Below are 26,627 nucleotides of genomic sequence, written 5' to 3' on the forward strand. Positions count from 1 at the left end.
AACCAATTTTATTTAAAATTGAAATAGTAACAAATAGTTACATACCCAAGAAAGACAGCGGGGAGGGAGAAATTTGCAATTATCAGCTCGATTTAAAAATGCTGGAGAGAGTTTAAAAAGAACAGGAAAACAAATGCGTAAAAACTATGCGGCATACCTCTTTTTACTCCCGAAGTTGATTTTATTCACATTGTTTATTGCCATACCAGTTGTATGGGCATTTCTATTATCCTTCCAGGAATATCGGATTGTAGAATCAAACACATTTGCTGGAATTGATAATTATATGAAAGTTTTTGAAAGTGAAGCATTTAGAGAAGCGTTAGTTAATACGACCATTTATACCGTAGTGACGGTACCTTTTAACGTTATTACGGCATTAATTGCAGCATCGTTAATCCATTCGTTAGGAAAGTTTGCTCAGAACTTTTTCCGTGCAGCATTCTATTTACCTACCGTTACGTCCATGGTAATCATTGCGATGGTTTGGCGTTGGATGTATAACTATGAGTTTGGTTTATTTAACCATGTCATTGGTTGGTTTGGAATGGAGCCTATAAACTGGCTCGGACAGACGGATTCAGCATTATGGGCAATTATCATTATGCAAATGTTAATTCCATTTGGTGTTGGAATTATTCTATATATGGCTTCTATGAGTTCCATTTCTGACTCACTTTATGAAGCGGCTACGATTGATGGTGCAAATGCATTTCAAAAATGGCTTAAAATCACCATCCCAATGCTAACACCTTCAACAGTATATTTAACACTTCTAAGTACCATTGGATCCTTCCAAGTGTTCACGCAAATTATTCTGATGACTGGTGGAGGTCCAGGTTATGCAACTGAAACATTAGTACACTTAATCTACAAAACTGGTTTTAGAGACTTTGAATTTGGATTAGCTGCAGCACAATCTGTTGTACTATTTGTTATTATTTTCATCATATCAGTATTACAATACAAAGTTCTGAATCGGAATAAATAGGAGGGAAATACATGAAGAAGCGATTTAAAGTAAATAAGCTAATTACTTACTTGTTGTTATCAGTGGCAGCTGTTATTTCCCTTTTACCACTTTATTGGGTCTTTAGTACATCCTTACAGCTTAAAAGTTTTCAGGATGAAGAGTTGGAGCGCCCAACCTCCTATGTAAATGCCAACCCACCAAAAATGTATCCGATTGGGATTTCGGAATACTTGGAGCATTGGGGAAAAGCAAGAGATGCTGAAAAGGCTGGTGATGCCGAACAAGAAGCATATCATCGTGAGGTAATGAGTACGATTGTTAGCGATACATTCTCTGGATTTAAAAGCTTGTTCCAGAAAAATCAAATGGGCATGTGGTTTTTTAACAGTCTCTATATCGGAATTGTTGTTACCATTGGAATACTATTACTAGATTCGATGGCCGGCTATGTTCTCGCCAAAAAGCGATTTCCAGGACGAAATCTCATCTTCTGGTTAATTATCTCTACGATGATGATTCCATCACAAGTAACACTTGTTCCAATGTTTATTATGATTCGTGACCTGGGATTAATGGACACACACTGGGCACTTATCTTACCAGATCTATCCATGGTATTTGGGGTATTCCTCATGCGGCAATTTATGCTTTCCATTCCCGATGAATTAATTGAAGCCGCAAAAATTGACGGAGCAAGTGAATGGAAAACGTATTGGAAAATTGTCCTTCCACTAGCAAGACCAGGTCTTGCAGCACTAGGAATCTTCACGTTTATGAACGTGTGGAACTCATTCCTATGGCCAATTATCGTCTTAAACAGTGCAAAGCTTTACACACTACCAGTTGGTTTGAAAACTTTACAGGATGCAAACCTAGCCGATTTCAAACTACTGATGAGTGGTGCAGCAATAGCAGCAATACCAATGATTATTGTATTTTTAATCTTCCAACGTCACTTTGTAAAAGGATTGACCCTGGGAGGCGTGAAGGAGTAGTGGGATTGGAATTGGTATAGAGGAGTTTGTTTTAGTTGGTGGAATATGGGGGACCGAGAATTTGGATTAACGTCCAATGGGGTGATTGATGTGCCTAAAAATTAGGACCATGCGCCCAACTGAGTGCTACATGTGCCCGGAAACGCTGACGATGCACCCAATTAAGTGCATCATGTGCCCGAAATCCAGGCACCAAGCGACCATCAAAAAAACACACTCCAAAGCCATACTAGCCAACCCTTACCCAACAACCAAAAGAAATAAAATAGGATGGTATGCGAATGAATAAACTTTCAGCTTTGGTTACGGAAATGAGAAATGAGCATTCGATGGCAATTGATAATATGTCGACTGAGGAGATTTTGTCGATAATTAATAATGAGGATCTTAAGGTGGCTCTGGCTGTTCAGCAAGTTTTACCGCAAGTGGAGCAGGCTGTGGAAAAAATCTATCATTCTTTAAAAAATGGTGGAAGGTTATTTTATGTTGGTGCTGGTACTAGTGGAAGACTTGGGATCCTTGATGCGGTAGAATGTCCGCCAACCTATAGCACACCTCCTGACCTTGTTCAGGCTGTAATGGCTGGTGGAGCGAAGGCAATTGAGAAGGCTGTTGAAGGTGCAGAAGATAGTGAAGAATTAGGTGCCAATGACCTAGAAGAAAGAGGGTTAACCGAAATTGATGTGGTAGTTGGGATTGCTGCAAGTGGTCGTACTCCTTTTGTAGTTGGCGCTTTAAAATATGCACAAAAAGTTGGAGCTGCAACTGTTAGTCTAACAAGCAATCGAAATGCTATTATCAGTCAATTTGCGGAAGTGAATATTGAGGTGGTTACTGGTCCAGAAGTGATTACTGGTTCTACTAGAATGAAAGCAGCCACTGCACATAAGCTTATTCTTAATATGTTGACCACGACTACCATGATTAAGATAGGTAAGGTTTATGAAAACCTTATGGTGGATGTGAAAGTAAGCAATCATAAATTAAAAGAACGAGCAATTAATATTGTATCAACGATTACAAATGTTTCGTATGAGAAAGCAAAGGAAACTTTAGAGCAGTCGAATTATGAAGTTAAGCCGGCAATCGTAATGATTAAGGCGAATGTAAAATTAGAAAAAGCAAAGAATGCCATCCACCATGCAAATGGTTTTGTTCGAAAAGCAATCGAAATCGCAAGAACTGGCAACTGAAGGGGGATTCCACATGATAACATATCGAAGCTATCAATCTGGGGATGAGGTTCAGATCGTCAACCTATGGAACAAGAGTCTACAACGAGACCCAATTACACCATATAGATTTCGAAATTTAGTTTTACTAGACGCTAACTTTGATCCAAGAGGACTTTGCTTAGCATTTGATAAGGGAAAATTAGTAGGAGTTGTATACGGTTTACGTCGACTTCTACCGATGATTGGAACAGAATTAGAAGAAGAAAATGGTTGGATTACTTTCTTTTTCGTTGACCCAGAATACTACCACAGAGGTATTGGTTCTGAACTAATGAATCAAGTGGATGAATTCTTCAAAGAAAATAACCGAAAAAGTATATTCTTTGCCTCTTATGCGCCAAACTATATTTTACCTGGCTTGGATGAAGAGACATACCCAGAAGCATATAAATTTTTACTTCGTCTTGGTTACCAAAAGTTGTATTCACCAGTTGCAATGGACCGTAATTTGTTAGATTTTCAGCTTACGGTTGATATTCTTGAGTTGAAAAAGAAGCGAGAGGCAGAAGGATATAGTATTTCTATTGCAAAAGATAAGGATTTATACGAAGTTATCCAATTTGCTAATAACGTATTCAACCCAGACTGGGGAAGAGCAATACGGGAGGGACTACTTCAAGTCTTACCAACGGAAAGGGTTTTAATTGCCAGACACCAGGAAGAATTGGTAGGATTTTGTTTATATGGTGGATATGAAGGGATACCAGAGCGGTTTGGTCCATTTGGTGTGGACCCAAATCAACAAGGTAAAGGACTTGGAAAGCTTTTACTTCATGAGTGTTTATTCCAGATGAAGGCAGAGGGACTTCATAACGCTTGGTTTTTATGGACTGGTGAGAAGAGTGCTGCTGGACATTTGTATTTAAAAACTGGATTCCATATTACACGAAAATTCCATGTAATGAAAAAGGATATATAGGAAAAGAGATGATCTCATGTCCTACATGACAGGAGGTTTAACGATGCTAACGGAAATGTTACCCTCGTTACCTCCCTCAGAGAAAAAAATTGCAGCTTTCATCATTGAACAGCCGGAGGAAGCTATAAAGCTAACAGCGCAAGAATTAGGAAGAAGAAGCGATACGAGTGGGGCTGCGGTCATTCGACTTTGTAAATCTCTAGACTTAAAGGGATTTCAGGATTTAAAGTTCCGAATAGCAGGGGATTTACAAAAAACTACGAATGAAGGTTTCCGTGATATTAGACCAGATGAAGGATTACAATCCATTATCGAGAAAATGACAACGAATAGTATTCAAACTATTAAAGAGACAGCTGAACTTCTACAGATAGATGAATTGGAAAAGGCTGTACAATTGTTATTGCATGCAAAAAAGATTCATTTTATTGGTGTTGGTGCATCAGGAATTATTGCCAAAGATGCACAACAGAAGTTTTTACGAATCAACAAAACTGTGCATGCGTTTTCGGATATCCATATGGCAGCAACACTTGTCGCTAATGGGGATGAAGATGATGTTGTGGTTGGGATTTCGTTTTCCGGTGAAACAAATGAAGTTGCAAAAGTACTTGAATTAGCAAAACAGAAGAATATGAAGACAATTAGTCTAACACGATATGGTAGCTCGAAAGTGACTGAGCAAGCTGATATTAGGCTATATACATCTGCTACAAGAGAGCCGACGTTTAGAAGTGGTGCTACTTCATCGCGTATCGGACAGTTGCAAGTTATTGATATTCTGTTCATGCGTGTAGCAACATTGAAATATGATGAAACAGTGGAGTATATCGATGTCACTAGAGACGCAATTAACTTTATTACTCAGAACGGCAAGAAAAAGTAAGAAAATAGGCTAACTCCATATGGGTTGGCTTATTTTACTTAAGGAGGAAAAGTCATGCGGTATATGCCTTGGCATATTGAACGGTTGAATGAATTGGTAGCTTTGTGGAATAAGGAATTGCACGTTAGTTTTCCAATGCGAACAGAACTCTTTAAACAAAATAGTTTTTTAGATAAAAATATCTCCTATGAAGGGTCGCGTATCGTTGTTAATGATCATGACGAGGTAATTGGCTTTGTTATCGTTAAGTTTTTCAAAGAAAAAACAGTGGTGAAAATGCGCGATGATATTGGCTGGATTCAAGCTATTCTAGTAGATTCCGCTTATCGTAACCAAGGCATTGGGTCGGAACTTCTTAAACATGCTGAAGCAATTATTAAACAGAGGGGGTTAAATCTTATCTATTTAGGTAGAGACATGTATCACTATCTTCCAGGAATACCAAAAGAGAATCAGCACACAAGAGCATGGTTTGAGAAAAGAGGATATCAACATGACCAATCCAATGTAGATATGACACGTTCCTATGATCCTAACGAGGAAATTTTTTGGCCAAGTAAACCAGATGCTGAGTTTAGTATATTACAAGAATCAGAGAAGGAAGGATTCCTAGGTTTTCTTCATCGCTGCTTCCCTGGACGATGGGAGCATGAGGCAGTACATTATTTTCAAAAAGGTGGAACTGGTCGCGAATTTGTTGTGTTAAAAGAGAAGGATGAAATTGTTGGATTTTGTAGGATAAATGACGCAGCTTCTCCAATTATAATGGGGAATATAAACTGGGCTCCACTATTTGATGGTAAACTTGGTGGTGTAGGCCCGCTTGGTGTCGATGCTGAGAAGCGGAAAAAAGGCTACGGTCTTGCGGTTGTACAAGCTGGTATTGCCTTTCTCAGGGAAAGAGGAATTGACCAGATCGTAATTGATTGGACGGGACTAATTGATTTTTACAGTAAATTAGGCTATGACGTTTGGAAAAGCTATGAAGGCTATCAAAAGGAGATATAATCATGCGTGAAAAAGTAATCGATTTTTTACAAAGGGAAGTAGAATTGAACCATATTCCAGGTGCGGTTGTACATGTTTCACATAAAGGGAATGTGATTTTGCAAGAAGCGGTTGGAAATCGAATCGTATTTCCAGAAGAAGCCCCGATGAAGCTGGATACTGTTTTTGACCTTGCTTCTCTAACTAAGGTGGTGGCAACTTTACCAGTATTGTTAAAACTGATGGATTCTGGAGAAATCAGATTGGATGATCGCGTATCATTTTTCCTACCAGAATTTGGTCAACAAGGAAAAGAAGATCTTACATTAAGGCATTTATTAACGCATACTTCTGGTTTACCATCACATATAGAATATTTTAAAGAAAATTTGAATACCGAAGAGATTTTGAATCGTATATATAACCAAGAACTTGTCTATCCAACTGGGGAGAAAGTGGTATACAGTGACCTAGGATTAATTACACTATACAAAATTGTAGAGACCATAACAGGTGAGAAGTTTGCTGAATTTGTAGGGCGTGAGATTTTTGGCCCGCTAGAAATGCATGAGACCGGGTTTAATCCGAGCTTTGAACAGGAACGTTATGCTGTCACAGAGTTTAGCGAAACACTTAAAGTCTATAAATCTGGTATTGTTCATGACGAGAATACAGAGTCTATGGGTGGTATTAGTGGTCATGCTGGGCTGTTTTCTACGGTTGGTGATCTTGCGAAGTTTACCCAAATGATTGAGAATAATGGTGTATACAATGGAAAGCGTATCTTATCAGAGATAGCCCTCCATCTATCTCGAAAAAACTATACCGGATTTGATGCGGAACATCGTGGACTTGGTTGGATATTAAAGAGTCCGACATATTCCTCATGCGGTGATTATTTCTCGGAGAGCTCCTATGGTCACACAGGTTTTACTGGTACTAGTATCTGGTTTGATCCTGAGGTAGATTTACACGTGATTCTATTAACGAACAGAGTGCATTTTGGTAGAAAACCTCCTATACTAAGATTACGTCCGAGACTGCATAATATTATTCGTTCAAACTTTTGATAGAAAGGAAGAGATGGCTTGCTGAAGCGTAAGTATGGGAACCGTCATGATTGGCAGCGGATTACGAAGAGACGATATGCTCAGTCTTTTTTAGATGCTGAATCGTTTAAGGGGTATATTACCTTAATCGATATGGTTAAAGTAAGGGAACCCCTCTGGATCACATATGAAAATAGAGAGTTATGTTTAGTAGATGATGGTTACATGTGGCTTCAGCAATTTCCTTTTGGTAAGAATCATATGGTAACCACCACATTCGATTGGGAAGGAAATATCGTACAGTGGTACATTGATATTTGTCATGAATATGGGACTGATAAAGGAATCCCAACTATAGATGATTTGTTTCTGGATATTGTTGCGCTTCCTACAGGAGAAGTGTACCTATTGGACGAAGATGAGTTGGAAGAAGCTCTTGCGACAAATGTCATCAATCAAGAGATATATGATTTAGCTTGGGCAGAAGCCGAGCGTTTGTTGAAAGAAATAAAGGAAGGCATATTCGAACTGTTTGATATAGCTGATTTACATAAGAAAATGCTAGAACCGACATTGGAAAGTTCTGTTTAAGGGGTGATCAAGATACTTTCATATAAATATTATCTTTGGGTGTATTTTATCCTCTTTTATCTGGTATGGACTATACGTGAGCTCTGGTTGGTAGATTATATAAATGCAATGGACCCTACTGTCGCTGCAATTGTTGGAGCGGTGATTAAATTACTCTTGTGGGTTGTGCCTGTAATTATACTAGTTAAACTAGTTGAAAAGAAGGACCCATTACACTTCTTAGGATTAAGGAAGAACTTACGAAAGGGGTTTGGCTGGGGAGCTTGGGTTTCGATTGCATTGGTCATTTATTTTATAATGGCAAATCTATTATTCTTACAAACCGATTTAAATTTTGACTTAGGGCTTCATACATGGCTAAATATGGTCATTCTAGTAGGTATTACTGAAGAAATCGTTTTTCGTGGCTTCATCTTGAGAAAACTCTTGCAACAGTTCACTTTTTGGAAGGCGAATTCCATAACAGCATTACTATTCTTAACGATTCATTTTCCAATCTGGTTCCGGCATGGGTTGTTTGAAAGTCCTGGAATCCTCTTCACATTCATCCAGGTCTTTATTATAGGTTTTATATTTGGTGTTATTTATAAAAAATCGAACTCCTTATGGTCTGTCATTATCATTCATTCCGTTTACAATCTTGGTGTATCCATTTTCATATAGAAAGCTAGGTGTATTAATTGAACAAAGAATCAGTTCTAGAAATCTGGGAAGCGTATAAAAAAACTAATCCGAATGCTCCGGATAAGTATGAAGCGTGGGCGTTTGGTAATTCCAAAGAATTAGCTGATAAACTACTTGGACTAGTCCTTGAAGGAACTAAAACAGCGACTGCATCAAATTATAACTATTTTGGTGGAGATAACGAACCAGTACCACAAGTCGGTGATTTAAGCATTATCCTTAACGGTGATGGAGAAGCAGTAGCCATTATCGAAACAACATCTATCGACATCGTGCCATTTGATGAGGTGACAGAGGAATTTGCTTATTTAGAAGGAGAAGGGGACCGTTCATTACGATATTGGCGAGAAGTTCATGAATGGTTCTTCAAAAAAGAGTTAGAAGGAACAGATGAAGAGTTTCATGATAAACTCCTTATTGTTTGTGAGGAGTTTAGGGTAGTATATAAAAAATAATGTTATTACTAAGAAGAGCTGAGTTTTCATAATGTACTTAGCTTTTTTATTCCCATTCAAAATAGTCTAAATACTTCATGCGATTTATGATAGGATGGAATTAAAAGGAAGTAGATGGGAGTATTTGATATGGCAAAAATAGTTGGATTTGAGATTAGTAGTCAAGAGCCGGAAAAAGCTGTAGTATTCTACGAAAAGGTATTCGGCTGGAAAATTGCAGAGCCAAAATGGGATTATTGGGCCGTGTCTACAGGAGAAGATACGAATGGAAGTAGTCTTCAAGGTGGAATTAGTAAAGGCCCACATGATTACCCACATGGTACCCGCATTCAAATCGAAGTGGATTCCATTGATGAGACTATCGTAAAAGCTGTCGAAAATGGTGCACTTGTCGTGAGGGAGAAGATGGAGTTTGATGAATTCTATCTTGCTTATTTAGTAGACCCAACAGGTGTTGGCTTTGGACTTGTCCAATCGAAATAAAGCATGGAGGAGGACTTCTGATGAGAAGAGGTTTCATCATCTTCATGTTCTTTTTGTTAGTCGGATGTAGCCACACCCAGGAACAAGAGGGAGCGGGTAGTCCACCACCTGTACCTTTGGAGGTAGAAGAAACACAGTATAGTATTAAGATGGGTAGCTATAGTTGGACAAAAAAAGGGCCATTTACCTCAGTTACCTCTGTTACGGATGCTCCTTCACCCAATCAACTAGCCGCAGAAATGGAACCTGTTTATGTGAAAGGGAAAAGTGAAATTACAATCGACACGACGGGGAACCCAATTTTAACTGTGAATCTTTGGAATGAAGAAGAGTTGGAAAAAGAAATTCCTAGCCAAGGAAATCAATTTACAGTTCCAGATCAAGCAGGTTAGTACATATATGAAGTCTTTGCCGAGTGGAAAGAAGGGGAAGGCTCCTTTACGATTGTGTTTGAGGTCGAATAAACGGTGGGTAGGAAATGATGAAAAGAGTAATGTTAGTATTTGGGATAATATTGATGTTTGCACTTTTAAGTGCATGTAATAATGTGGATTATGGAAGTGTTCGTGAAGCTAATTTATATCAAGATGAGAACAGAATTTTCAAGTTTACGGATAACGAGCATGCGGAGGAGATTAGGGTATTAGTTAAGGTGGTTAATAAAGTAAGAAGTCAAGTCGGGATGGTGGATATGCCTCGAAGTGATTATCAACTCGAGTTTGTTTTGGACGATGGGGAAGCTATGAGATATTCATTATGGATTGATCCGGATTCATCTTTCCTATTTGAAAATTCTACTTCAGATTATGTGGAGTTATCTTCTTCAGATACGGAAAAGTTGAATCAGGTTATTACAGAATTGGATGCTAGTGGGATTAAACATTTTAATTTCTACTATTTGGTTATGCTAATTCCAGTACTGATTGTTATTCCAATGTTGTTTGATGTTGTGGGAAGAAAACGAAGAGCTAGGTAAGGTAGGGGAAGGATTTGATTTGAGAAATAAATATCTAAAGGAGCAAAATTTTGTTCGAGATATTGGGACACCTACTAATCAATAGTACTTAATAAAAGTAAGGGGTGAAGAATAGATGGAGGCTTTTGGACTTTTTGGTTTGTTTTTTTCTTTAATTGGTTTAATTATTCCTATTGCGGTTACTGTTTTTCTTCTGGTATGGATTCATGGAATTAAGGCAAATAGTGAAGTACAAGTTCAACAAAATCAGAAAATCATTGAGCTTTTGGAGGAAATAAATAATAAATAGGAAAGTGCCATTTCTGCTCTTGAATAGGGCGGGAAATGGCACTCTTTTTGATTAGTTAGATTTAATAAAGTCCTCTAGTATTCTATTAAACTTTTCTGCATGTTCCCAAAACATCATATGTCCACCAAGAACTTCAATTTTAGTGTCTAGGGATAGAAATTTTGTGAATTCAACGGCAGTTTCTGCCCAATGCTCCGCAACAACCGTTAATGTTGGAAGTGTTTCATACGCTTGCTTGGCCTCTTTCCGGTAGTCCGCAAACATTCCCGATGCAAATAGGTTACCAGCAATGTAACATGGTGTTTTCATAGACTGTTCAACCAGCCAAGTCAACTCATCCTCACTCATATCCCGCTGAACCATCACTCCAGTTATGTAGGCTTTTATAAACTCACGCTGCCCTTGTGGAGTTCTAAGAGAGTTATTGTATATAGCAGCAATATCATCCAGTGCCCCTTCAACCCAATCTTCTGGAACAACGGAAAGTGACTTCGGCGGCATATCCACAAATACCATTGATTTAATACCCTCTGTACCATATTCCTTGAAGTATTCCCAAGCAGTCAGACAGCCAAAGGACCATCCCACAAGTGTAGCATCTTTTACTTCTAGTTGCTGCATTACACTGGCTAAATCTGAACCATGTGTAACATAATCATTGCCATGTACCGTTATCGTAGACCTTCCGTGACTTCTTGGGTCGATAACAATTACTCTATTCGTTTTGGAAAAGTACTCCACTTGTTTCTCAAACACCTCGGTCGTAAACGTAAACCCTGGTATAAATACAATTGGATCCCCTTCCCCAACATCCTGAACATAAAGCTCTACACCTGAATCTACTTCAATATATTTACCAGACATAAAGACTCCCCCTCTCTATTAGTTAAAATATATTTTCCTAGTAGGCATAATAGAACAAGTTGCCCCGGTTATTGATCATTTTGATGTGGGTTTTGTGTTGAAGTGAAGATTGATAGAGTCTCTTGGGTCATTTGGTGATGGATTTGGAGGCGAAATGAAGATTGAGAGTTTCTTGTACATCATTTCGGAGTGGACCTGGTGTCGAAGTGAAGAAGAAGAGAACCATACGCATCATTTGAAAAGCAGAATCTAGCATGAAATGAAGAATAAAGCCCCTATCCTCCCCTAACTCCCAAGAAACCAAGATCCACCAAGAGAGGATTGGAAGAAGGAATTTTTTTCTAGCATGTATTTGAAAGTTGTACATATATTTTTAGGAGAAAGAAGGGTGGAATATACTAATGCTTTTCACCTGGATTTTGTAAGTATGTAAAAATAAAGGGGGTTAGTTTGTGGAGGTCAAGAAGCGTTTATGGTTCATGTTGATGATTACATTCCTAATTACATTTGTGGTAGCTTGTTCAGATGATACGGACTCTAGTTCAAATGTTGGAAAAGATGGCGAAATAGCCGGGGATTTGGAAATTCAATATTTTGTTGGTGGTTATGGGGATTCCTGGTGGAAGGAAGTAATCGCTGATTTTCAAGAAGCCTATCCAGATGTCAATATTATCGAACATGCAGGACCAAATATCAATGAAGAAATGCGTTCCAGATGGGTATCCAATGATCCACCTGATGTAGTGTACATTGATGGTGCAGGATCTAGTGAAACACAAATGGTTGAAGATGGTCAGCTATTGGATTTGACAGAATGGGTGGCTGGTATTGAACTTGAAGGTGGCGATAAACTGGCAGATAGTTTTATTGTAAAACCAGCTGACTATGACGGGAAAATTTATTCCTTACCACTTGTATTTGATACGTGGGGAACATGGTATGACAAAGCATTATTTGAAGAAAGTGGATACACAGTACCAACAAATTTTGATGAGTTTATGGAATCGATGAGTGAAATTAAAGCAGGTGAAGGAATTGATCCGTTTGTGACATCTGGTCAACATCCATATTACTTCCTACGCGGAATGCTTTATCCTGCATTTGCAGCAGCTGGTGGGGAAGAGTTACTTGCCGATGTGATTACCGGGAAAGAAGGCGCATGGTCTAGTGAGCAAGTCTTAGAGATTATGAAACGTGTTGAAACAATGGTAGAGGAAGGGATGTTTGATTCTGGTCTAGGTGCATTAAACCATACTCAGTCGCAAATGAACTTCTTACTTCATGAGAATACTTTCATACCAGTTGGATTCTGGTTACCAAATGAGATGAAAAATGATATTCCAGAGGGATTTGATTTTGGATTTATTCCATCACCAATGAATGCTGCAGATGAAAAATATGCAATTGTCCCGGATCTACGTCCGTTAGCTATTGCTCAGGAAGCGGAAAATCCAGATGCAGCGAAAGCATTTGTAGAGTTTGTTTTCACAAGAGAATATGCTAGTTCATTCTCCGAACATACAGGTGCAATCATGAATTTAAATGGTGTCGACTTAACACAGAATGAAAATGTTCCAGAATACTTAATGGAAGCAAATGCGATGATTAATGATCCTGACCTAGTCCAAATCTATGAAAAACCACACCCAATGAGTGCCGACTTGGAAACGCCAATTGGCAATGCCTTAATCTCGTTAATGCTAGGTAACATGACAGCAGAAGAATTCGTAGCAGAAGCAGAAAAAGCAGCTGAAGAATACCGCACAGGACTAGAATAAGAATGAAGGGGACAGTCCCTCAGCGCTTTAAAGTGCTGAGGGACTGTCCCCCAAAAGGAAATGAGTGATTGGATGGTACAGTCTAAAAAGCAAAAATATATGTTTTTGGCTTTCTGCTTAGTTCCTACTTTTATATTGTTTTCTATTTTTACGTTGTATCCATTGTTTAGTGGACTATATTATTCGTTTTTTGATTGGTCTGGATCGTCTAGTAATAAGGAATTTATAGGTTTTGCAAATTATATCAAGTTGTTTAAGGATGCCATCATCCCCGATACGATTATGCATGACTACTTTCTAGTAGTGACAAAAATATTGGGAATAATGGTACTAGCCATGTTCTTTGCAGTTGCACTTACCCAATTGAAAATTAAAGAAGCACCGTTCTATCGAATTGTGTTCTTTTTTCCAAATATAATGTCAGTTGTGGTCATCGGTATTTTATGGACGTTCATTTATAACCCAAGTTTAGGATTAGTAAATTCAGGGTTAGAGTTTTTAGGTTTGGAAGGTTGGGCAAAGCCTTGGCTTGGAGATGAAAAGTGGGCCCTACCGAGTATTGTTCTACCAGCAGTATGGGCTGGTATAGGACTGTTTATGTTAATGTTAATGGGCGGGATTGCTAATATCTCGAAAAGTTATTATGAAGCAGCGAGAATTGATGGAGCTTCGGAATGGCAGCAGTTTTGGAAAATTACCTTACCACTAGTGTGGCCACAGGTGAAAGTTTCTATCTTGTATATTGTCATTACCACATTAAATGGATCATTCATCCTTGTCCAAGTTATGACGGGCGGAGGACCGAATAATTCCACACATGTCATGGGTTCTTACCTATATCAGCAAGCCTTTAAACAATATAATTTCGGTTATGGAGCCACCATTGGCGTAATGATTTTGGTGTTGTCTTTGATAACCGTACTATTCATACAGTTTCTAATGAGACGAGAAAAAGTAGAGTACTAAGGAGGGGTGGACATGAAGCGTAGTGTTGGACAAATATTGGGTAGGACGGGTATTCGAATACCGCTAATACTGTGGACCATTGCTGTTCTGTATCCAATCTTTTGGATGTTTCTTGGGTCGTTTAAATCTAATGCAGAGATCTATCGTAATCCTTGGGGAATGCCAGAAACATTTAATTTTGCTAACTTTGGTCAGGCTTGGACGAATTACAATATTGATATTAGTGTGTTTAATAGTTTGCTTATCACATTGCTTGGTGCCGTGTTAACACTTGTCCTAGCAATCCCTACTGCCTATGCTATTGAACGAATGAACTTTCGAGGAAGTAAAGTACTATTCACGATTTATATATCTGCCATGATGATTCCGATGGTATTAGGTTGGATACCATTATTTTTCCTACTGGACGATTTGAATTTGCTCGATAATATTTTTGGTCTAGCTATTGTCTATGCAGTCAGTCAATTACCTTTTAGTATCTTTGTCCTGACTAGCTTTATGAGCACCATCCCAAAGTCATTGGAAGAGTCCGCTGCGATTGATGGCCTTTCTCCATATGGAATTTTATTTAAGATCGTAACGCCACTTTCCATGTCAGGCATAATAACCGTGACAATTATGAACTGTATTCAATTTTGGAATGAGTATTTTATGGCACTCATCTTCCTACAAACAAAAACCAATTATACGCTGGCTCTAGCAATCGATTATATTAGTAATGAAGCGCAGTATACGAATGCTTGGGGGACTTTGTTTGCAAGCCTTGTGATTGCGATTGTGCCGGTGATTATTCTTTATGGGATATTCCAGAGAAGGATTGCTAAGGGAATGACGGAAGGGGCTATTAAGGGGTAAGATAGAATGTTTGTTCACTTTTGTATGAGGTAAATGTTATAATAGTTTTAGCAATTATATAAGCATGGTGGGCGGTTGGCCATCTTCCTTAAAGGTGAGGTGGTGGAATGACGATTTATGAAGCGGCTAGCTTTACAATACAAACAGTAGTAGCTGTGATAACAGTTATTAGCCTGATTGTTACTATAGTCGTCATTTAAACAGAAAATTACCGCCCCCATTGACCAGTGGATGTGGCGGTTACTTCCATCATAGAATATATATAATGCTTTTCTCGAGGTCAACCGCTCTTTATACGGTTATAATTGTTACTACCGGGTGGTTCCAGCCACTCGTTTTCTTACTTTTATATCATAAAACTGTTCCTATATAATAAAAAATAGATATTACATACTTAGCTTCTTGTGCATGAGTCACTTTTCATTCTTTATCCCTTTTGATTCAATTGTTTATTCATAGAAGCTTCAATTCTCTTAAAATATAGAAGAAAACCAACCCAATATAGACCATAAAGAACAGAAAATAACAAAATACCCACCACAATGGATAGTGGAGTAAACGGAATCCAACCGACAGGAAGAGCAATTAAAAAGTATACCGTAATCGAAAGTGTGAAATGAATGATTGTTTTTTTCAATGGACTCCATTTATCGGTTTCATATATAAAGGATGCTATACTAAAGTATATACCTAAAAGAAAGCTTGCTAACATATGATTCCAAACCTCAGCAGCGCTTTGTTCGATATGGGCAAATTTAATAATGGTAAGGGCAATAAATGTCGTAATACCACCAAAAGCAATTCCCATTATTCTTCTTTTTACTATTACCTTAATCATTTGATTCCCCTCCCATTAAGAGTTTTTCTTTTACCTTTGCCACATAACTTCGCGTGATATATTCTTTATTTCCCGAATGAAAGTAGACACAGAGATTCCCATTAAAAGATAACTCAAATCGTTGAATATGGTTTAAATTACCTATAACAAATTTAGAAAATCTCATAAAATAGTGGGGGATCAAAATTTCTTCAATCTCATAAAGTTTCATTTTTACTTAGATGCTCCTGTTAGGAAGAGCAGCAAATACTTTTCTATTTTCCGCATAAATATAATCGATGTCCCCAGGCTCTAACAATACAGTTTGATCGTGTTCCATACCAAATAGACGCTTTGGTTTTCGCTTTTGAAGGACTTGGATGAATTCCTCCAGCTCCTCTGGCCATTGATTCGCCTGAATCGTAATGGATGTCTCTTTATATTTATCATCAATATCAATGTTGACTTTCATCCCCAAAATGCATCACTTTGTCTTTTCCTCGACCTGATAGGCCGATATCATGTAATACTTCCGTTGCTCTCTTCTTTAGTTCCTTTCCACTTAGTCCATAAAGTTTTCCATAGAAATACAGATTGCTATAGGCAGAAAGGGTTTGTTCAAGGCATATCTCCTGTGGTACATAGCCAGCTATTTTTCTTAGTTGGTCGTTCTTACTAATAATGTGTATGTTACCTTGATAATCTTGGACAATAGAAGCTAAAATTTTTAATAAGGTGGACTTTCCAGCACCATTTGGACCAACTAAACCAAAGCAAGAACCTGCTGGAATCGTAAGTGACACATTATCCAAGGCTACCTTTTTTCTGTATTGCTTTCTTACATTTTTTATCATTAACAAAAAACCACCACCTTTTTTCTTTATTATGACAATGGTTTTTGAATAAAAATGGTGAGTAAGTATAACTTGTTGTTTTTCGAGGATGAATTAACAGAAGTGGTGTATGAGTATTAGATAACGCTTACCTTCCAAGCATACCAATTCATGCTTAATTCTTTTACATTAGTTAAGTCAATGAATTCTATTAAAAAAACTTATATAAAATATCAAAAAAACTATTGAATTACCTAACAAAAACTGCTATATTTTTTTTAGCAAATAGGAAAGTATTATAATCTTTCCCGCTTGCATAAGAAAAACTAACACATTCGTTAAGGGACGAACGAATATGAGTTTTGCTATGTGCAAATCCACCTAACAAGTGATATGTGCTAGATGACTTACATACATTAATGGGGAAAGGACAGAAAGCCTCTTTATAGAGAATTTTAATAAATCGATTTCGTAATACCATATAGTTTTACCGAACAGTACGCACCCAACGGGTAAGGACAGCTTGCGTTATGCAACTCCTTTGCCTGGTAGAGAAGGGTGTATTTTTAATGCCAAAAATTATGACTGATTGTCAGTCTTTCCCAAGATTGTATGTAAAAAAGGCTTAACCTATCGATTTTTCGGGCATTTGTATAGTTATACGCCATAAGGAAAAAGTAAATGTTATGGTAGTGACTCATGAAGCATAGAGGACTGTCCACCTCTAGCGAAAGATTAAAGGAGGGATGTAGTTGGGTGTTCAGATGGTGCAATTAGAACATGTAACAAAAGAGTTTGATGAAACAAATGTAGTAAATGATATAAATCTAGATATAAGAGCTGGGGAGTTTTTAACTTTGCTAGGTCCGTCTGGATGTGGGAAGACAACAACGCTTCGTATGATTGCTGGGTTTGAAAAGCCAACATCAGGAAAAATTCTTCTTAATGGTAAACAAGTTGATGACATGGAGCCATATAAACGAGAAGTAAATACAGTGTTTCAAAGCTACTCTCTTTTTCCACATATGAATGTTTACGATAATGTGGCATTCGGATTAAAGATGAAAAAAGTAAGCAAAGACGAAATTAGAGAGCGTGTGACAAAGGCCCTTAAACTTGTACAGCTTAAGGAATATGGTAATCGTAAACCGAAGCAATTAAGTGGTGGGCAACAACAACGAATCGCCATTGCCCGTGCAATTGTGAACAATCCAAAGGTCCTTCTCTTAGATGAACCGCTAGGAGCATTGGACTTAAAACTACGTAAACAAATGCAGTTGGAATTAAAACACCTCCAACAAACCTTGGACATTACGTTTATCTATGTAACCCACGATCAGGAAGAAGCATTAACCATGTCCGATCGAATCGTGGTCATGAATAAAGGAAAAATCGAGCAGATTGGTCTGCCTCGTGAAATATATGAAAAACCAGTAACACGATTTGTGGCTGATTTTATTGGTCAAACCAATATTATTGAAGGGAAGGTCACAGCGATAAACGATGACACTGCCACAATGGAATTCTCTGGCCAAGCTATTGAAATCCCGAATAGCCAAGATATCGCACTGAATGAAGAAGCATTTATCTCGGTACGACCTGAAAAAATGAAGGCTGGAACGGTTCCATTTGAGGGAACTATCAATTTAAAAGGTACTTTCAAAGAAAGAATTTATGTTGGCTCGGTGACGAAGATTGTGGTTACTATGCCAAATGGGGAAGAGCTTACGATTCATGAATCCCATGATAATATCGAGGAATTAACTAATACTAATGATGTGTACGTAAGCTGGAACCCGAAGAATACGGTTGTTCTAAAAAAGTAACATATAACAAATAAAAAATGAATTGGAGATGGGAAAGATTGAAAAAGTTTCTTGTATTTGCACTTTTAAGTATGTTAATCGTTTTTCTAGCAGCATGTGGTTCCGATAATGAGGACACAAATAATGCTGGTGGAGAAAAGGAATTAAGTGACGAGCTTATCGTTTTTAACTGGAGTGAGTACATTCCTCAGGGTGTAATTGATGATTTTGAAAAAGAATTTGGAGTAGATGTAGTGTACTCTACATACAATTCGAATCATGAAATGCTTACAAAAGTTCAAAGTGGCACTGTTGCTTATGATTTAGTTTTTCCATCAGATTATTATGTGAAGCAAATGGTCGATAATGACCTGTTGCTAGAAATTGATTTTGATAACATTCCAAACTACGAAAATATCGCAAATGCATGGCGTGATATGCCGTTTGATCCTGAAAATAAATATTCCGTTCCATTTATGTATGGATATGACGGAATTGCCTATAACAAAGAATTTGTAAAAGAGCCACCAACTAGCTGGGAAGATTTATGGAATCCAGAATATGCTGGAAAAGTTCTTTTACTAGAAGAATCTAAAGAAGTTTCCAATATGCTTCAACAGCTGTTAGGAAATGATATGAACGACCCAACAGAAGAGCAACTTCAAGCAGGATTCGATAAACTACAGGAATTACTTCCAAATGTTTTAGCATTTGATGGAACACCATCTGACCGTTTAGTTAGCGGAGAAGCTTGGATTGCCCATGGATATTCCGGAGCAGCTGCAACAGCATGGTTAGAAAATGAAAATATTGATTTTGTACTGCCAGAAGAAGGCGGTATCGTTTGGTTAGATGCAATGGTTATTCCAAAAACATCGAAAAACAAATATACGGCAGAAGTATTCATTGACTACCTACTTCGTCCTGAAGTAAGTAAACAGCTTTCCGAGTTCATTCCTTATGGAAATCCGAATGAAGAAGCATTGAAAATTCTACCAGAAAACATTAAAAACAGCCCAGGAATAAACTTCCCTGAAGAAGTTATCAAGCGTGCTGAGTGGAACCTACCACTTGATGCAGATCGTACACAATTTTTGAACCGCTTGTTCCAAGAAGCAAAGGTTGAATAGTTAAACTTCTAGGGGGACAGTCCCTCACCACGTTAAGCGTTAATGTGCTAAAACGATGAGGGACTGTCCCTATAAGTATTCTTTTAGAAGGTAGGTGGAAAATGATGAGACCTAGAACGAAGAAGATTTTGTTTTCGTTTTCCCTACTCGTCTTTTTATTTTTTTATATTCCAATATTATTTGTTATCATATTTTCATTTAATGATTCGAAACTGGGTACTGTTTGGACGGGATTCACACTGGAATGGTACGGCTCTATATTTAAGAATAGCCAGTTAATTAATGCGACGATGAATAGTATTTATCTAGCGGTTATCACAACCATTATTTCAACTATTCTTGGTACTTTAGCAGCGTTAGCACTGCATCGATACACCTTTATCGGGAAAAAGTCCGTCGAATTTCTATTCTATATTCCAGTAGTTATTCCGGATATTGTCGTTGCGGTTGCGTTACTTGCGATTTATGGATTATTGAATATGTCTCTTGGATTAAATACGGCCGTTCCTGGGCATGTGGCGATAACAATCTCTTATGTGATGCTGGTTGTGCTTGCGAGATTGTCTTCGTTTGATAATTCATTGGAGGAAGCGGCTAAGGATTTAGGGGCAAATGAATGGCAAACTTTCTGGAAAGTTACATTCCCATTAATTTTCCCGGGAGTTCTTGCTGGGGCACTATTAGCCTTTACGATCTCTCTTGATGAGTTTGTTATTTCATTCTTCACATTGGGACCTGGAGACAACACACTTCCAGTACTGGTTTACTCGATGGTTCGCCTAGGAGTATCTCCAGAGGTTAACGTACTTTCTACTATTATTATAGCGATTATGTTCATTGTTGTTTTTGTGGTCGGATTAAGAATGCGAAAAGGGGGAGACGTTAAATGAGGAAAAGTTTTAAAAAAGCTTATTTATTGCTATCCCCTAGTCTATTTTGGCTAACGCTATTCTTAGTCATTCCGGTTATCTTTATCGCGATTGTCAGCTTTACAACAAATGGCGATTTTGGCGCAATTATTTACGAATTCAGTACAAAAGCCTATACGTCAGCATTTAGTTCTTTGTATGCGAAAGTCATTTGGCAATCTGTTTGGTGGGCATTTGTTGCAACTGTAGTTTGTTTAGTGATTGCCTATCCGTTTGCTTATTTCATTGCAAATGCTGGTAAGTGGAAAAATATTTTGCTGTTACTTGTAATGGTGCCGTTTTGGACCAATTTACTGATTCGTTTATACGCTTGGATTATTTTATTAAATAATCAAGGTGTTATAAACAATTTCTTACTAGACCTAGGATTTATTGAGGAACCACTACAATTGATGTATTCTCCAGGAGGGGTAATTCTAGGATTGGTATACGGATTCCTTCCATTTATGATCTTGCCGATTTATTCTTCTATTGAACAGTTGGATAAGACTTATTTGGATGCCGCTGAGGACTTAGGGGCGGGGCCAGTGAGGACGTTCTTAAATGTTACCTTGCCATTAACGTTCCCTGGAATTCTTGCCGGTTTTATTATTACATTTGTACCAGCTATTAGTGTGTTCGTGGTGACGGACTTGTTCACTGGTGGAAAACTATTGATGGTTGGTAATGTAATTCGAGATGCATTTCTAGTGGAAATGAACTGGCAGCTTGGTGCAGCACTATCGTTATTATTAATGATATTGGTGTTGTTGTCGTTAATGATCTTTATGCGGTTTACTAATAGGAAGGATCGGAAGTTGTTGGTATAATATAGTTGATGAAAAGCGTGCTCCGGCATGCTTTTTTCTTTACAAAAATTTAATCACCAAAAAAATAATACTTTCTTATCAAATTTTGTCGAATTATGGAAATATTTATAGTATAATGGCACTAAATAATATAGGTTTTACCGAAAAAGGCAAACTTACTGAAAGGTGAGGACGCAAAGCCAAGGGCCTAAGGCACTATTGTTATGGCAGCCTAGCTACCGAAGAAAACTGGGACTTGGTATAGGAAGGAGGACCATTTCTTTGGTTCTCCTTTTTGTTGTGAATGGTGACCTAACTTTTTGGAGACTAATTTTAGGGTTGGGAGGTGTTTGGATTGGAATACAGGATATGGATTTATATTCTTATAACTACTGTTCTTGTATTGATTTTGACCTTATATTTACTTATTAAACGACTTACTAGAAAACCTAAAACAGAAACAGTAGCAACAAAGGAAAAAAGAGAAGTTCCTAAATACCCTACCTATTCAGGAATAAATCATAGAGAAAACTTCCGTGTTAACTTAGAGGATGTACACTGCTTTATTGAATTCCTTGATGTCGATAATGAGGAATTAAATCCTAAGTTCTTTAATGCGGAACTGAAGAATATCAGTGTTGGTGGAGTGAAGTTCGTTTGTGAGCATGAATACCACGTTGAAGAGGATATGCTGATTAAAGTAAGGTTTTCTTTGAAGAATAGTATGTTTATTTTAAAAGGGAGAATTGTTAGGAAGGAACTTTATGCTGTTAGAGATAGATTTGGATATGGGGTGCAATTCACGAGTTTGTTTGATGAGGAACGGGAGTTGTTGTATCATATCTTAAACCGGATTATGGTGGAGAGACGGCGCAAGTTGAAAGCGAATAGTTTGATTGGTGAGGAGTCTATGGTTTAGTGCCATGGGCTTTTTTGTTTCTTCAATACTAATGTAATTGGAGTTTATCTCAAATTTCTACAAAAAAGAATAAATTTTTTCAAAAAAGATTAAACATCTATTTTTCTTGCCGATATAATAGGTACAACATCATAGATGTTAGTAAATGTTTTGGCCAAACATTTAAAATGCGAGACATAAGGATGTGACTCGCAAAATAAAACAATTACATGGAGGTAATACAAAATGATTATCAATCACAATATTTCTGCGTTAAACGCACACCGTCAATTAGGTGTAAACGCTGGAAACACTCAAAACTCTTTAGAAAAACTTTCTTCAGGTCTTCGTATCAACAAAGCTGGAGATGACGCTGCTGGTCTAGCAATCTCTGAAAAAATGCGTGGACAAATTAAAGGATTAGAAATGGCGTCTAAAAACGCTCAGGACGGTATTTCTTTAATTCAAACTGCTGAAGGTGCTTTGAACGAAACTCATGCTATTTTACAACGTATGCGTGAATTGACTGTTCAAGCTGGTAATACTGGTACACAAGAGCCTGAAGATTTAAAAGCTCTTCAAGATGAACTTAATTCATTAAAAGAAGAATTAGGTGGAGTTTCAGGTGGAAGTCCAGGGATTTCAGATCGTACCGAATTTAACGGAAAGTCACTTCTTAATGGAGATTTAGCTTCTGGTGGCTTAACTTTCCAAATCGGTGCTAATGCAGGTCAACAATTAACATTAGAAATTCAAGACATGAGTGCATCAGCTCTTGGTGTTAATGATATTTCATTTGTTTCAGGTACTGGTTCAGGTATGACTGCAAGTGTTTCTTTTGATACTGATATTGCATTAATTGATAAGGCGATTAATACAGTTTCAACTGAACGTTCTAATTTAGGTGCTGTTCAAAATCGTCTAGAACATACAATCAACAACTTAGGTACTTCAGCTGAAAACTTAACTGCAGCAGAATCACGTATCCGTGACGTTGATATGGCGAAAGAAATGATGGAATTCACTAAGAACAACATCCTACAACAAGCAGCACAATCTATGTTAGCTCAATCCCAACAAATGCCACAAGGAGTTTTACAACTTCTAAGGTAATGTTGGCGGGCGTCTAATCCGGTAACGGATTAGAGAATTACTGGGTGAATTGCTGGAACTTCCTAAAGTGTTTTGTACCACAACATAACCGGAAACGGTAGATGTGAAGGTTTGAAAAACAAAACAATGAAACAATGGATAATCAGCAGCCAAGCGCCTGTGGTGAAAGCCTGGCGAAGGTTCAACGACTAGAATGCACTGCCTAAAGCAATGCCATGGCAATGAGATTCGTAGGATGATAGATATCATTCGAAGTGCCCAGCCCCTTAATAGAATTAAGGGTGAAGATATAGTCTATTCTATGATCGAAAGACATAGCGGCAAAGCAAGCCAACCAACAACCACAAGGAGTATTACAATTACTTCGTTAATAAACACTTTTTACAAAAAAAGGGAATCCTTTGTGGGTTCCCTTTTTCTTTGTGTGCCAGGCATGGCGACCATGTAGGTGTTGGAAGTCCACTGTAGGGGTACACATCAACTAACCATTAGAGAATTGCAAGGCTTATCATGAGGTTAGTGCTGAAAGAAGCTTGTATCAAAATCTTGGGTGATGAAAAATTCTGATAAGGCATCAAAACAAGTCAAAGCCCAAAAGATTAACCTCCGTTGTTGGGTTACCATTTTCCTAAACAAAAATGATGTTAATGTAAAGAATTGTAAAAGAGTGATGACCGGAAATGTATATATACCAATAAGTCTATTTTTCATTCTGGTTGTGGCGATGGGCAAACAATTATAATAACCTTCTAAAATTCCTTTATACAAGATTCGACAAACTTCTTTATATTTCCACTTAATGATCCGATAATAAAACTATAGTATAATTCCATCGGAGGTATTTAATAATGCAATTAATCCATAAAAATGAACACTTTTATATCAATAATGGTAATGTCGTAAATGAAATTTTTACAAAAATTAATGAAATAATTGAAAAGGAAAAATTGGTTTTCAGTCATTTAATCATTGATGGTGTGGAAGTATACGAAAATCATGAAGAATATATCAAAGAATACCTAGAAAATATTGAGAAAATAGAAATTACAACTCGAAATATTAATGAAATGATTTGGGAAACGATGGAATCTATTCATTCTTATTTGCTACGAGCAATTCCGGCATTAACAGAATTGGTTGATGTAGGCTATGAAAATTTCTCGAAAAAATCATGGGATGGAATTAACCAATTAGCGGAGGGGATGCAATGGATACTACACTTTATGGAATTTGCGAGATCTGCACCACAACAGCCTGCAAATTGGGTAGAAATCGAGAAAAGTCTAGAGCTATGTGAAATAAGTTTCACTCAATTGCTAGAAGCTGTTAAGGACCAAGACACCGTATTAATTTCTGATATCTTGTCCTATGAAATCACTCCTGCTTACGAATCTTTAAAAAAGAATATGGCAATGTCTCTAAACGACGAGGAGTATTTAAAAAATGTTAATTGAAAATACGTTACTTTTAAGAGAAAGATTCCCTGACATTCGTCATTATTTTCGAGACAATGAGGATGGGGTGGGTAGAAATCATATAACTGTATTGGATTCAAAGGCAGGACCTAAAACTATTCGCTATGAAACGGGAGAAAATAAGCAGCTCATGATTCATAGTCTATACGATCCGATACGGGAAGCTGATAGGATTATTTCTAGCCATAAAGGTAAAATAGGTAAGGATACACATGTGTTTTTCTATGGAATTGGGATGGGATATCATATTGAGAAGTTTCAGGAGTTGTTTCCTGGAAATAGCTATTCAGTTTATGAACCAGTTCAAGAAATATTTTTAACGATGACAGAGCAAAGACAATTAAAACAGATTATTACAGCAAATACAAGGAACTTATATGTTGATACTCATGACACAGAATCAAATGGATATTTGGAGGAATTTGTCACAAATAATAGGAATATCTATGTCATCACATTACCAAGTTATAACAATATTGATAAAGAAAAAATCCTGCATTTCCATAAAAAATTAAAAAAAGGAATTCTTGACCAGCACATGGCACTAAATACAAATGCGAAGTTTCAAAAACTTTGGGTGAAGAACAGTATCTTAAATTTTAATACCGTTTTAAATACACCAAACATTTTAAAAGATATCAATAGGACACACTTCTCGGGAAAACCAGCAATCATCGTATCAGCAGGACCTTCACTTGCTGAAGATATTCAACACCTTAAGTATATTAAAGATAATAATTTAGCTTATATCTTTTCAGTTGGATCAGCAATTAATAGTTTGATTGAGTATAATGTAATACCAGATGCTGTTTGCACTTATGATCCAGGTGAGCAAAATTACTTAGTTTTTAAGAAAATGATTGAGCATAATATTACTGATATTCCAATGCTTTTTGGATCAAGTGTTGGGTATGAGACGTTAACCAGATATAAAGGACCAAAAGTACACTTTATAACTACACAGGATAGAACGTCTCTCTATTTATTAAACAATCAATTGGACTTAAAACAGGATCTTATATTTGATTCTCCATCTATTGCAGTTATGACATTTCAAGTATTAAATAAGCTAGGTGCAGACCCAATTATTTTTTCAGGACAAAACCTTGGTTATTTACATGAGCGGAGATACTCAGAAGGGATAGAATATGATTTCATCCAATCAACTGTTGGTGAAGAAGAGTTGGAAAGATCGATTACTACAGAAGATGTCTATGGAAATCAAATTAAAACAAATTTAGGATTTATTAATATGCGTGAAAGTATAGAGATTTTTGCTAGTAAATATACGGGAGGAACTTTTATTAATACAACAAAGGGCGGAGCTGCAATAAAAGGTGTGCCATTTCAACCGATTGAAAAAGTTATTGAAGAAAATTTACTTCAAACTATTGAAAAAAGTAATTGGTGGGAGTACGAAAACAATTATGATCAAAGTGGAATAGAAAGACAATTAGAAGACCTAAAAAAGGGAAAGCTTGAATTTCAGGATCTAACGAAAGGATTCAAGAAAGTATTAGAATCTATTTCTACTTCAATAAAAATAAGAAACAAATCAAGCCTTATAATAGCGTTAAATCAATTTGACACCCTATACAACCAACAACTTGAAAATGGTTATTATAGTAATTTCCTTTCCTTCTATATCCGTATTCATGTGGAGTATTTGGGGAATGAGATTAAGTCGTTAAATCAGGAGCGAGATGTTTTCACTAAGGGTGAGGAGATTGTAAGGTTGTTTTCTGGTTTTATGGAAGAGTGTAAGCAAGGTTGGATTGATCTAGATATAATAAGTTTAGAGACAATTTTAAGCAGGAAATAACTTTTCAGAAACAACATGAAGTAAGAGAGGAT

The 26,627-nt window shown here is 37.2% G+C and carries 30 protein-coding genes and 1 riboswitch; of the genes, 25 read left to right on the forward strand and 5 right to left on the reverse strand.

Annotated elements, in window-relative coordinates:
* Positions 1-73 precede the first annotated feature (73 nt).
* The 14 genes from TY11_RS02470 (at position 74) to TY11_RS20615 (ending at position 10,522) form a co-directional block, all read left to right on the forward strand.
* Entirely contained in the window at positions 74-991 is a 918-nt protein-coding gene (locus TY11_RS02470) for a carbohydrate ABC transporter permease (RefSeq protein ID WP_042142518.1), read from the forward strand.
* Positions 992-1,002: 11 nt separating this feature from the next.
* Positions 1,003-1,968 carry a carbohydrate ABC transporter permease gene (locus TY11_RS02475; protein ID WP_042142520.1) on the forward strand — a complete coding sequence of 322 codons (966 nt, stop codon included), beginning with the start codon at positions 1,003-1,005 and terminating at the stop codon, positions 1,966-1,968.
* A 281-nt stretch (positions 1,969-2,249) separates the two neighbouring features.
* Positions 2,250-3,161, forward strand: a complete 912-nt coding sequence (murQ, locus tag TY11_RS02480) for an N-acetylmuramic acid 6-phosphate etherase (protein WP_042142522.1) — start codon at positions 2,250-2,252, stop codon at positions 3,159-3,161.
* Between the two features lie 13 nt (positions 3,162-3,174).
* Positions 3,175-4,122: a GNAT family N-acetyltransferase gene (locus TY11_RS02485; RefSeq protein WP_155982649.1), complete on the forward strand. Its 948-nt coding sequence runs from the start codon at positions 3,175-3,177 to the stop codon at positions 4,120-4,122.
* A 43-nt stretch (positions 4,123-4,165) separates the two neighbouring features.
* A complete protein-coding gene (locus tag TY11_RS02490; protein WP_081755805.1) occupies positions 4,166-5,008 on the forward strand; it encodes a MurR/RpiR family transcriptional regulator in 843 nt (280 codons plus the stop codon).
* Between the two features lie 54 nt (positions 5,009-5,062).
* Positions 5,063-6,016 (forward strand): GNAT family N-acetyltransferase, encoded by a 954-nt coding sequence (locus TY11_RS02495; protein ID WP_042142527.1) that lies wholly within the window; start codon positions 5,063-5,065, stop codon positions 6,014-6,016.
* Between the two features lie 2 nt (positions 6,017-6,018).
* The gene (locus TY11_RS02500) at positions 6,019-7,065 is read left to right on the forward strand and encodes a serine hydrolase domain-containing protein (RefSeq protein ID WP_042142528.1); all 1,047 of its coding nucleotides are present in this window, start codon (positions 6,019-6,021) and stop codon (positions 7,063-7,065) included.
* A gap of 18 nt (positions 7,066-7,083) precedes the next feature.
* Positions 7,084-7,635, forward strand: coding sequence for a ribonuclease FAU-1 family protein (locus TY11_RS02505; RefSeq protein WP_042142530.1), 552 nt, complete (start codon positions 7,084-7,086; stop codon positions 7,633-7,635).
* Between the two features lie 87 nt (positions 7,636-7,722).
* Complete coding sequence (locus TY11_RS02510; protein ID WP_052345696.1) at positions 7,723-8,298, forward strand: CPBP family intramembrane glutamic endopeptidase; 576 nt, start codon at positions 7,723-7,725, stop codon at positions 8,296-8,298.
* A gap of 17 nt (positions 8,299-8,315) precedes the next feature.
* Positions 8,316-8,774, forward strand: coding sequence for an ASCH domain-containing protein (locus TY11_RS02515; protein ID WP_042142534.1), 459 nt, complete (start codon positions 8,316-8,318; stop codon positions 8,772-8,774).
* Positions 8,775-8,903: 129 nt separating this feature from the next.
* Entirely contained in the window at positions 8,904-9,257 is a 354-nt protein-coding gene (locus tag TY11_RS02520) for a VOC family protein (protein WP_042143072.1), read from the forward strand.
* Positions 9,258-9,277: 20 nt separating this feature from the next.
* Positions 9,278-9,649, forward strand: coding sequence for a hypothetical protein (locus tag TY11_RS02525; RefSeq protein WP_042142535.1), 372 nt, complete (start codon positions 9,278-9,280; stop codon positions 9,647-9,649).
* A gap of 86 nt (positions 9,650-9,735) precedes the next feature.
* Positions 9,736-10,233 (forward strand): YhfM domain-containing protein, encoded by a 498-nt coding sequence (locus tag TY11_RS02530; RefSeq protein ID WP_042142537.1) that lies wholly within the window; start codon positions 9,736-9,738, stop codon positions 10,231-10,233.
* Between the two features lie 115 nt (positions 10,234-10,348).
* Positions 10,349-10,522 (forward strand): hypothetical protein, encoded by a 174-nt coding sequence (locus TY11_RS20615; protein WP_197025046.1) that lies wholly within the window; start codon positions 10,349-10,351, stop codon positions 10,520-10,522.
* 51 nt (positions 10,523-10,573) lie between these two features.
* Here TY11_RS20615 and TY11_RS02535 read toward each other — a convergent pair whose 3' ends face one another.
* Entirely contained in the window at positions 10,574-11,386 is an 813-nt protein-coding gene (locus tag TY11_RS02535; RefSeq protein WP_042142540.1) for an alpha/beta fold hydrolase, read from the reverse strand.
* 479 nt (positions 11,387-11,865) lie between these two features.
* Between TY11_RS02535 and TY11_RS02540 the strand changes: the two genes are divergently transcribed.
* The 3 genes from TY11_RS02540 to TY11_RS02550 all read left to right on the forward strand — a co-directional run bounded on the left by TY11_RS02540 (position 11,866) and on the right by TY11_RS02550 (position 14,985).
* Positions 11,866-13,164: an ABC transporter substrate-binding protein gene (locus TY11_RS02540; protein WP_042143074.1), complete on the forward strand. Its 1,299-nt coding sequence runs from the start codon at positions 11,866-11,868 to the stop codon at positions 13,162-13,164.
* A 72-nt stretch (positions 13,165-13,236) separates the two neighbouring features.
* Complete coding sequence (locus TY11_RS02545; protein WP_042142542.1) at positions 13,237-14,130, forward strand: carbohydrate ABC transporter permease; 894 nt, start codon at positions 13,237-13,239, stop codon at positions 14,128-14,130.
* A gap of 12 nt (positions 14,131-14,142) precedes the next feature.
* The gene (locus tag TY11_RS02550; protein WP_042142544.1) at positions 14,143-14,985 is read left to right on the forward strand and encodes a carbohydrate ABC transporter permease; all 843 of its coding nucleotides are present in this window, start codon (positions 14,143-14,145) and stop codon (positions 14,983-14,985) included.
* A 427-nt stretch (positions 14,986-15,412) separates the two neighbouring features.
* On the opposite strand, the gene TY11_RS02555 is transcribed toward TY11_RS02550, so the two are convergent.
* The 4 genes from TY11_RS02555 to TY11_RS02565 are packed head-to-tail and all read right to left on the reverse strand — an operon-like array spanning position 15,413 to position 16,656.
* Positions 15,413-15,823: a DUF3021 domain-containing protein gene (locus TY11_RS02555; RefSeq protein ID WP_042142545.1), complete on the reverse strand. Its 411-nt coding sequence runs from the start codon at positions 15,821-15,823 to the stop codon at positions 15,413-15,415.
* Positions 15,816-16,034: a LytTR family DNA-binding domain-containing protein gene (locus tag TY11_RS20775; RefSeq protein ID WP_255342648.1), complete on the reverse strand. Its 219-nt coding sequence runs from the start codon at positions 16,032-16,034 to the stop codon at positions 15,816-15,818. The genes TY11_RS02555 and TY11_RS20775 overlap by 8 nt, the downstream gene beginning before the upstream one ends.
* Positions 16,035-16,040: 6 nt before the next feature.
* The gene (locus TY11_RS20780; RefSeq protein WP_231495759.1) at positions 16,041-16,274 is read right to left on the reverse strand and encodes a hypothetical protein; all 234 of its coding nucleotides are present in this window, start codon (positions 16,272-16,274) and stop codon (positions 16,041-16,043) included.
* Entirely contained in the window at positions 16,258-16,656 is a 399-nt protein-coding gene (locus TY11_RS02565; protein WP_231495768.1) for an ATP-binding cassette domain-containing protein, read from the reverse strand. Before TY11_RS02565 ends, TY11_RS20780 begins: the two co-directional genes overlap by 17 nt.
* Positions 16,657-17,399: 743 nt before the next feature.
* Between TY11_RS02565 and TY11_RS02570 the strand changes: the two genes are divergently transcribed.
* From TY11_RS02570 to TY11_RS02615, 8 genes are all read left to right on the forward strand, one after another.
* Complete coding sequence (locus tag TY11_RS02570) at positions 17,400-18,461, forward strand: ABC transporter ATP-binding protein (RefSeq protein ID WP_042143079.1); 1,062 nt, start codon at positions 17,400-17,402, stop codon at positions 18,459-18,461.
* A 38-nt stretch (positions 18,462-18,499) separates the two neighbouring features.
* Positions 18,500-19,570 carry an ABC transporter substrate-binding protein gene (locus TY11_RS02575; RefSeq protein ID WP_052345698.1) on the forward strand — a complete coding sequence of 357 codons (1,071 nt, stop codon included), beginning with the start codon at positions 18,500-18,502 and terminating at the stop codon, positions 19,568-19,570.
* A 104-nt stretch (positions 19,571-19,674) separates the two neighbouring features.
* A complete protein-coding gene (locus TY11_RS02580) occupies positions 19,675-20,460 on the forward strand; it encodes an ABC transporter permease (protein WP_042142550.1) in 786 nt (261 codons plus the stop codon).
* The gene (locus TY11_RS02585; RefSeq protein WP_042142552.1) at positions 20,457-21,308 is read left to right on the forward strand and encodes an ABC transporter permease; all 852 of its coding nucleotides are present in this window, start codon (positions 20,457-20,459) and stop codon (positions 21,306-21,308) included. The genes TY11_RS02580 and TY11_RS02585 overlap by 4 nt, the downstream gene beginning before the upstream one ends.
* A 138-nt stretch (positions 21,309-21,446) precedes the next feature.
* Positions 21,447-21,531, forward strand: a riboswitch (cyclic di-GMP riboswitch).
* A 111-nt stretch (positions 21,532-21,642) separates the two neighbouring features.
* Complete coding sequence (locus TY11_RS02590) at positions 21,643-22,206, forward strand: PilZ domain-containing protein (RefSeq protein WP_042142554.1); 564 nt, start codon at positions 21,643-21,645, stop codon at positions 22,204-22,206.
* Between the two features lie 225 nt (positions 22,207-22,431).
* Entirely contained in the window at positions 22,432-23,298 is an 867-nt protein-coding gene (hag, locus tag TY11_RS02595) for a flagellin Hag (protein WP_042142556.1), read from the forward strand.
* A gap of 848 nt (positions 23,299-24,146) precedes the next feature.
* The gene (locus TY11_RS02610; protein ID WP_042142561.1) at positions 24,147-24,752 is read left to right on the forward strand and encodes a DUF8042 domain-containing protein; all 606 of its coding nucleotides are present in this window, start codon (positions 24,147-24,149) and stop codon (positions 24,750-24,752) included.
* Complete coding sequence (locus TY11_RS02615; RefSeq protein ID WP_042142562.1) at positions 24,742-26,595, forward strand: motility associated factor glycosyltransferase family protein; 1,854 nt, start codon at positions 24,742-24,744, stop codon at positions 26,593-26,595. Before TY11_RS02610 ends, TY11_RS02615 begins: the two co-directional genes overlap by 11 nt.
* Positions 26,596-26,627: the final 32 nt, after the last annotated feature.

The sequence above is a fragment of the Paucisalibacillus algeriensis genome (assembly GCF_000577245.1).
GTDB lineage: Bacteria > Bacillota > Bacilli > Bacillales > Amphibacillaceae > Ornithinibacillus.

Excerpts from the sequence above, each read along its gene's own strand:
- TY11_RS02475 (WP_042142520.1), top strand. The coding sequence starts at position 1,003 with ATGAAGAAGCGATTTAAAGTAAATAAGCTAATTACTTACTTGTTGTTA.
- murQ (WP_042142522.1), top strand. The coding sequence starts at position 2,250 with ATGAATAAACTTTCAGCTTTGGTTACGGAAATGAGAAATGAGCATTCG.
- TY11_RS02485 (WP_155982649.1), top strand. The coding sequence starts at position 3,175 with ATGATAACATATCGAAGCTATCAATCTGGGGATGAGGTTCAGATCGTC.
- TY11_RS02490 (WP_081755805.1), top strand. The coding sequence starts at position 4,166 with ATGCTAACGGAAATGTTACCCTCGTTACCTCCCTCAGAGAAAAAAATT.
- TY11_RS02495 (WP_042142527.1), top strand. The coding sequence starts at position 5,063 with ATGCGGTATATGCCTTGGCATATTGAACGGTTGAATGAATTGGTAGCT.
- TY11_RS02500 (WP_042142528.1), top strand. The coding sequence starts at position 6,019 with ATGCGTGAAAAAGTAATCGATTTTTTACAAAGGGAAGTAGAATTGAAC.
- TY11_RS02520 (WP_042143072.1), top strand. The coding sequence starts at position 8,904 with ATGGCAAAAATAGTTGGATTTGAGATTAGTAGTCAAGAGCCGGAAAAA.
- TY11_RS02525 (WP_042142535.1), top strand. The coding sequence starts at position 9,278 with ATGAGAAGAGGTTTCATCATCTTCATGTTCTTTTTGTTAGTCGGATGT.
- TY11_RS02530 (WP_042142537.1), top strand. The coding sequence starts at position 9,736 with ATGATGAAAAGAGTAATGTTAGTATTTGGGATAATATTGATGTTTGCA.
- TY11_RS20615 (WP_197025046.1), top strand. The coding sequence starts at position 10,349 with ATGGAGGCTTTTGGACTTTTTGGTTTGTTTTTTTCTTTAATTGGTTTA.
- TY11_RS02535 (WP_042142540.1), bottom strand. The coding sequence starts at position 11,386 with ATGTCTGGTAAATATATTGAAGTAGATTCAGGTGTAGAGCTTTATGTT.
- TY11_RS02540 (WP_042143074.1), top strand. The coding sequence starts at position 11,866 with ATGTTGATGATTACATTCCTAATTACATTTGTGGTAGCTTGTTCAGAT.
- TY11_RS02545 (WP_042142542.1), top strand. The coding sequence starts at position 13,237 with ATGGTACAGTCTAAAAAGCAAAAATATATGTTTTTGGCTTTCTGCTTA.
- TY11_RS02550 (WP_042142544.1), top strand. The coding sequence starts at position 14,143 with ATGAAGCGTAGTGTTGGACAAATATTGGGTAGGACGGGTATTCGAATA.
- TY11_RS02555 (WP_042142545.1), bottom strand. The coding sequence starts at position 15,823 with ATGATTAAGGTAATAGTAAAAAGAAGAATAATGGGAATTGCTTTTGGT.
- TY11_RS20775 (WP_255342648.1), bottom strand. The coding sequence starts at position 16,034 with ATGAAACTTTATGAGATTGAAGAAATTTTGATCCCCCACTATTTTATG.
- TY11_RS20780 (WP_231495759.1), bottom strand. The coding sequence starts at position 16,274 with ATGAAAGTCAACATTGATATTGATGATAAATATAAAGAGACATCCATT.
- TY11_RS02565 (WP_231495768.1), bottom strand. The coding sequence starts at position 16,656 with ATGATAAAAAATGTAAGAAAGCAATACAGAAAAAAGGTAGCCTTGGAT.
- TY11_RS02570 (WP_042143079.1), top strand. The coding sequence starts at position 17,400 with ATGGTGCAATTAGAACATGTAACAAAAGAGTTTGATGAAACAAATGTA.
- TY11_RS02580 (WP_042142550.1), top strand. The coding sequence starts at position 19,675 with ATGAGACCTAGAACGAAGAAGATTTTGTTTTCGTTTTCCCTACTCGTC.
- TY11_RS02585 (WP_042142552.1), top strand. The coding sequence starts at position 20,457 with ATGAGGAAAAGTTTTAAAAAAGCTTATTTATTGCTATCCCCTAGTCTA.
- hag (WP_042142556.1), top strand. The coding sequence starts at position 22,432 with ATGATTATCAATCACAATATTTCTGCGTTAAACGCACACCGTCAATTA.
- TY11_RS02610 (WP_042142561.1), top strand. The coding sequence starts at position 24,147 with ATGCAATTAATCCATAAAAATGAACACTTTTATATCAATAATGGTAAT.
- TY11_RS02615 (WP_042142562.1), top strand. The coding sequence starts at position 24,742 with ATGTTAATTGAAAATACGTTACTTTTAAGAGAAAGATTCCCTGACATT.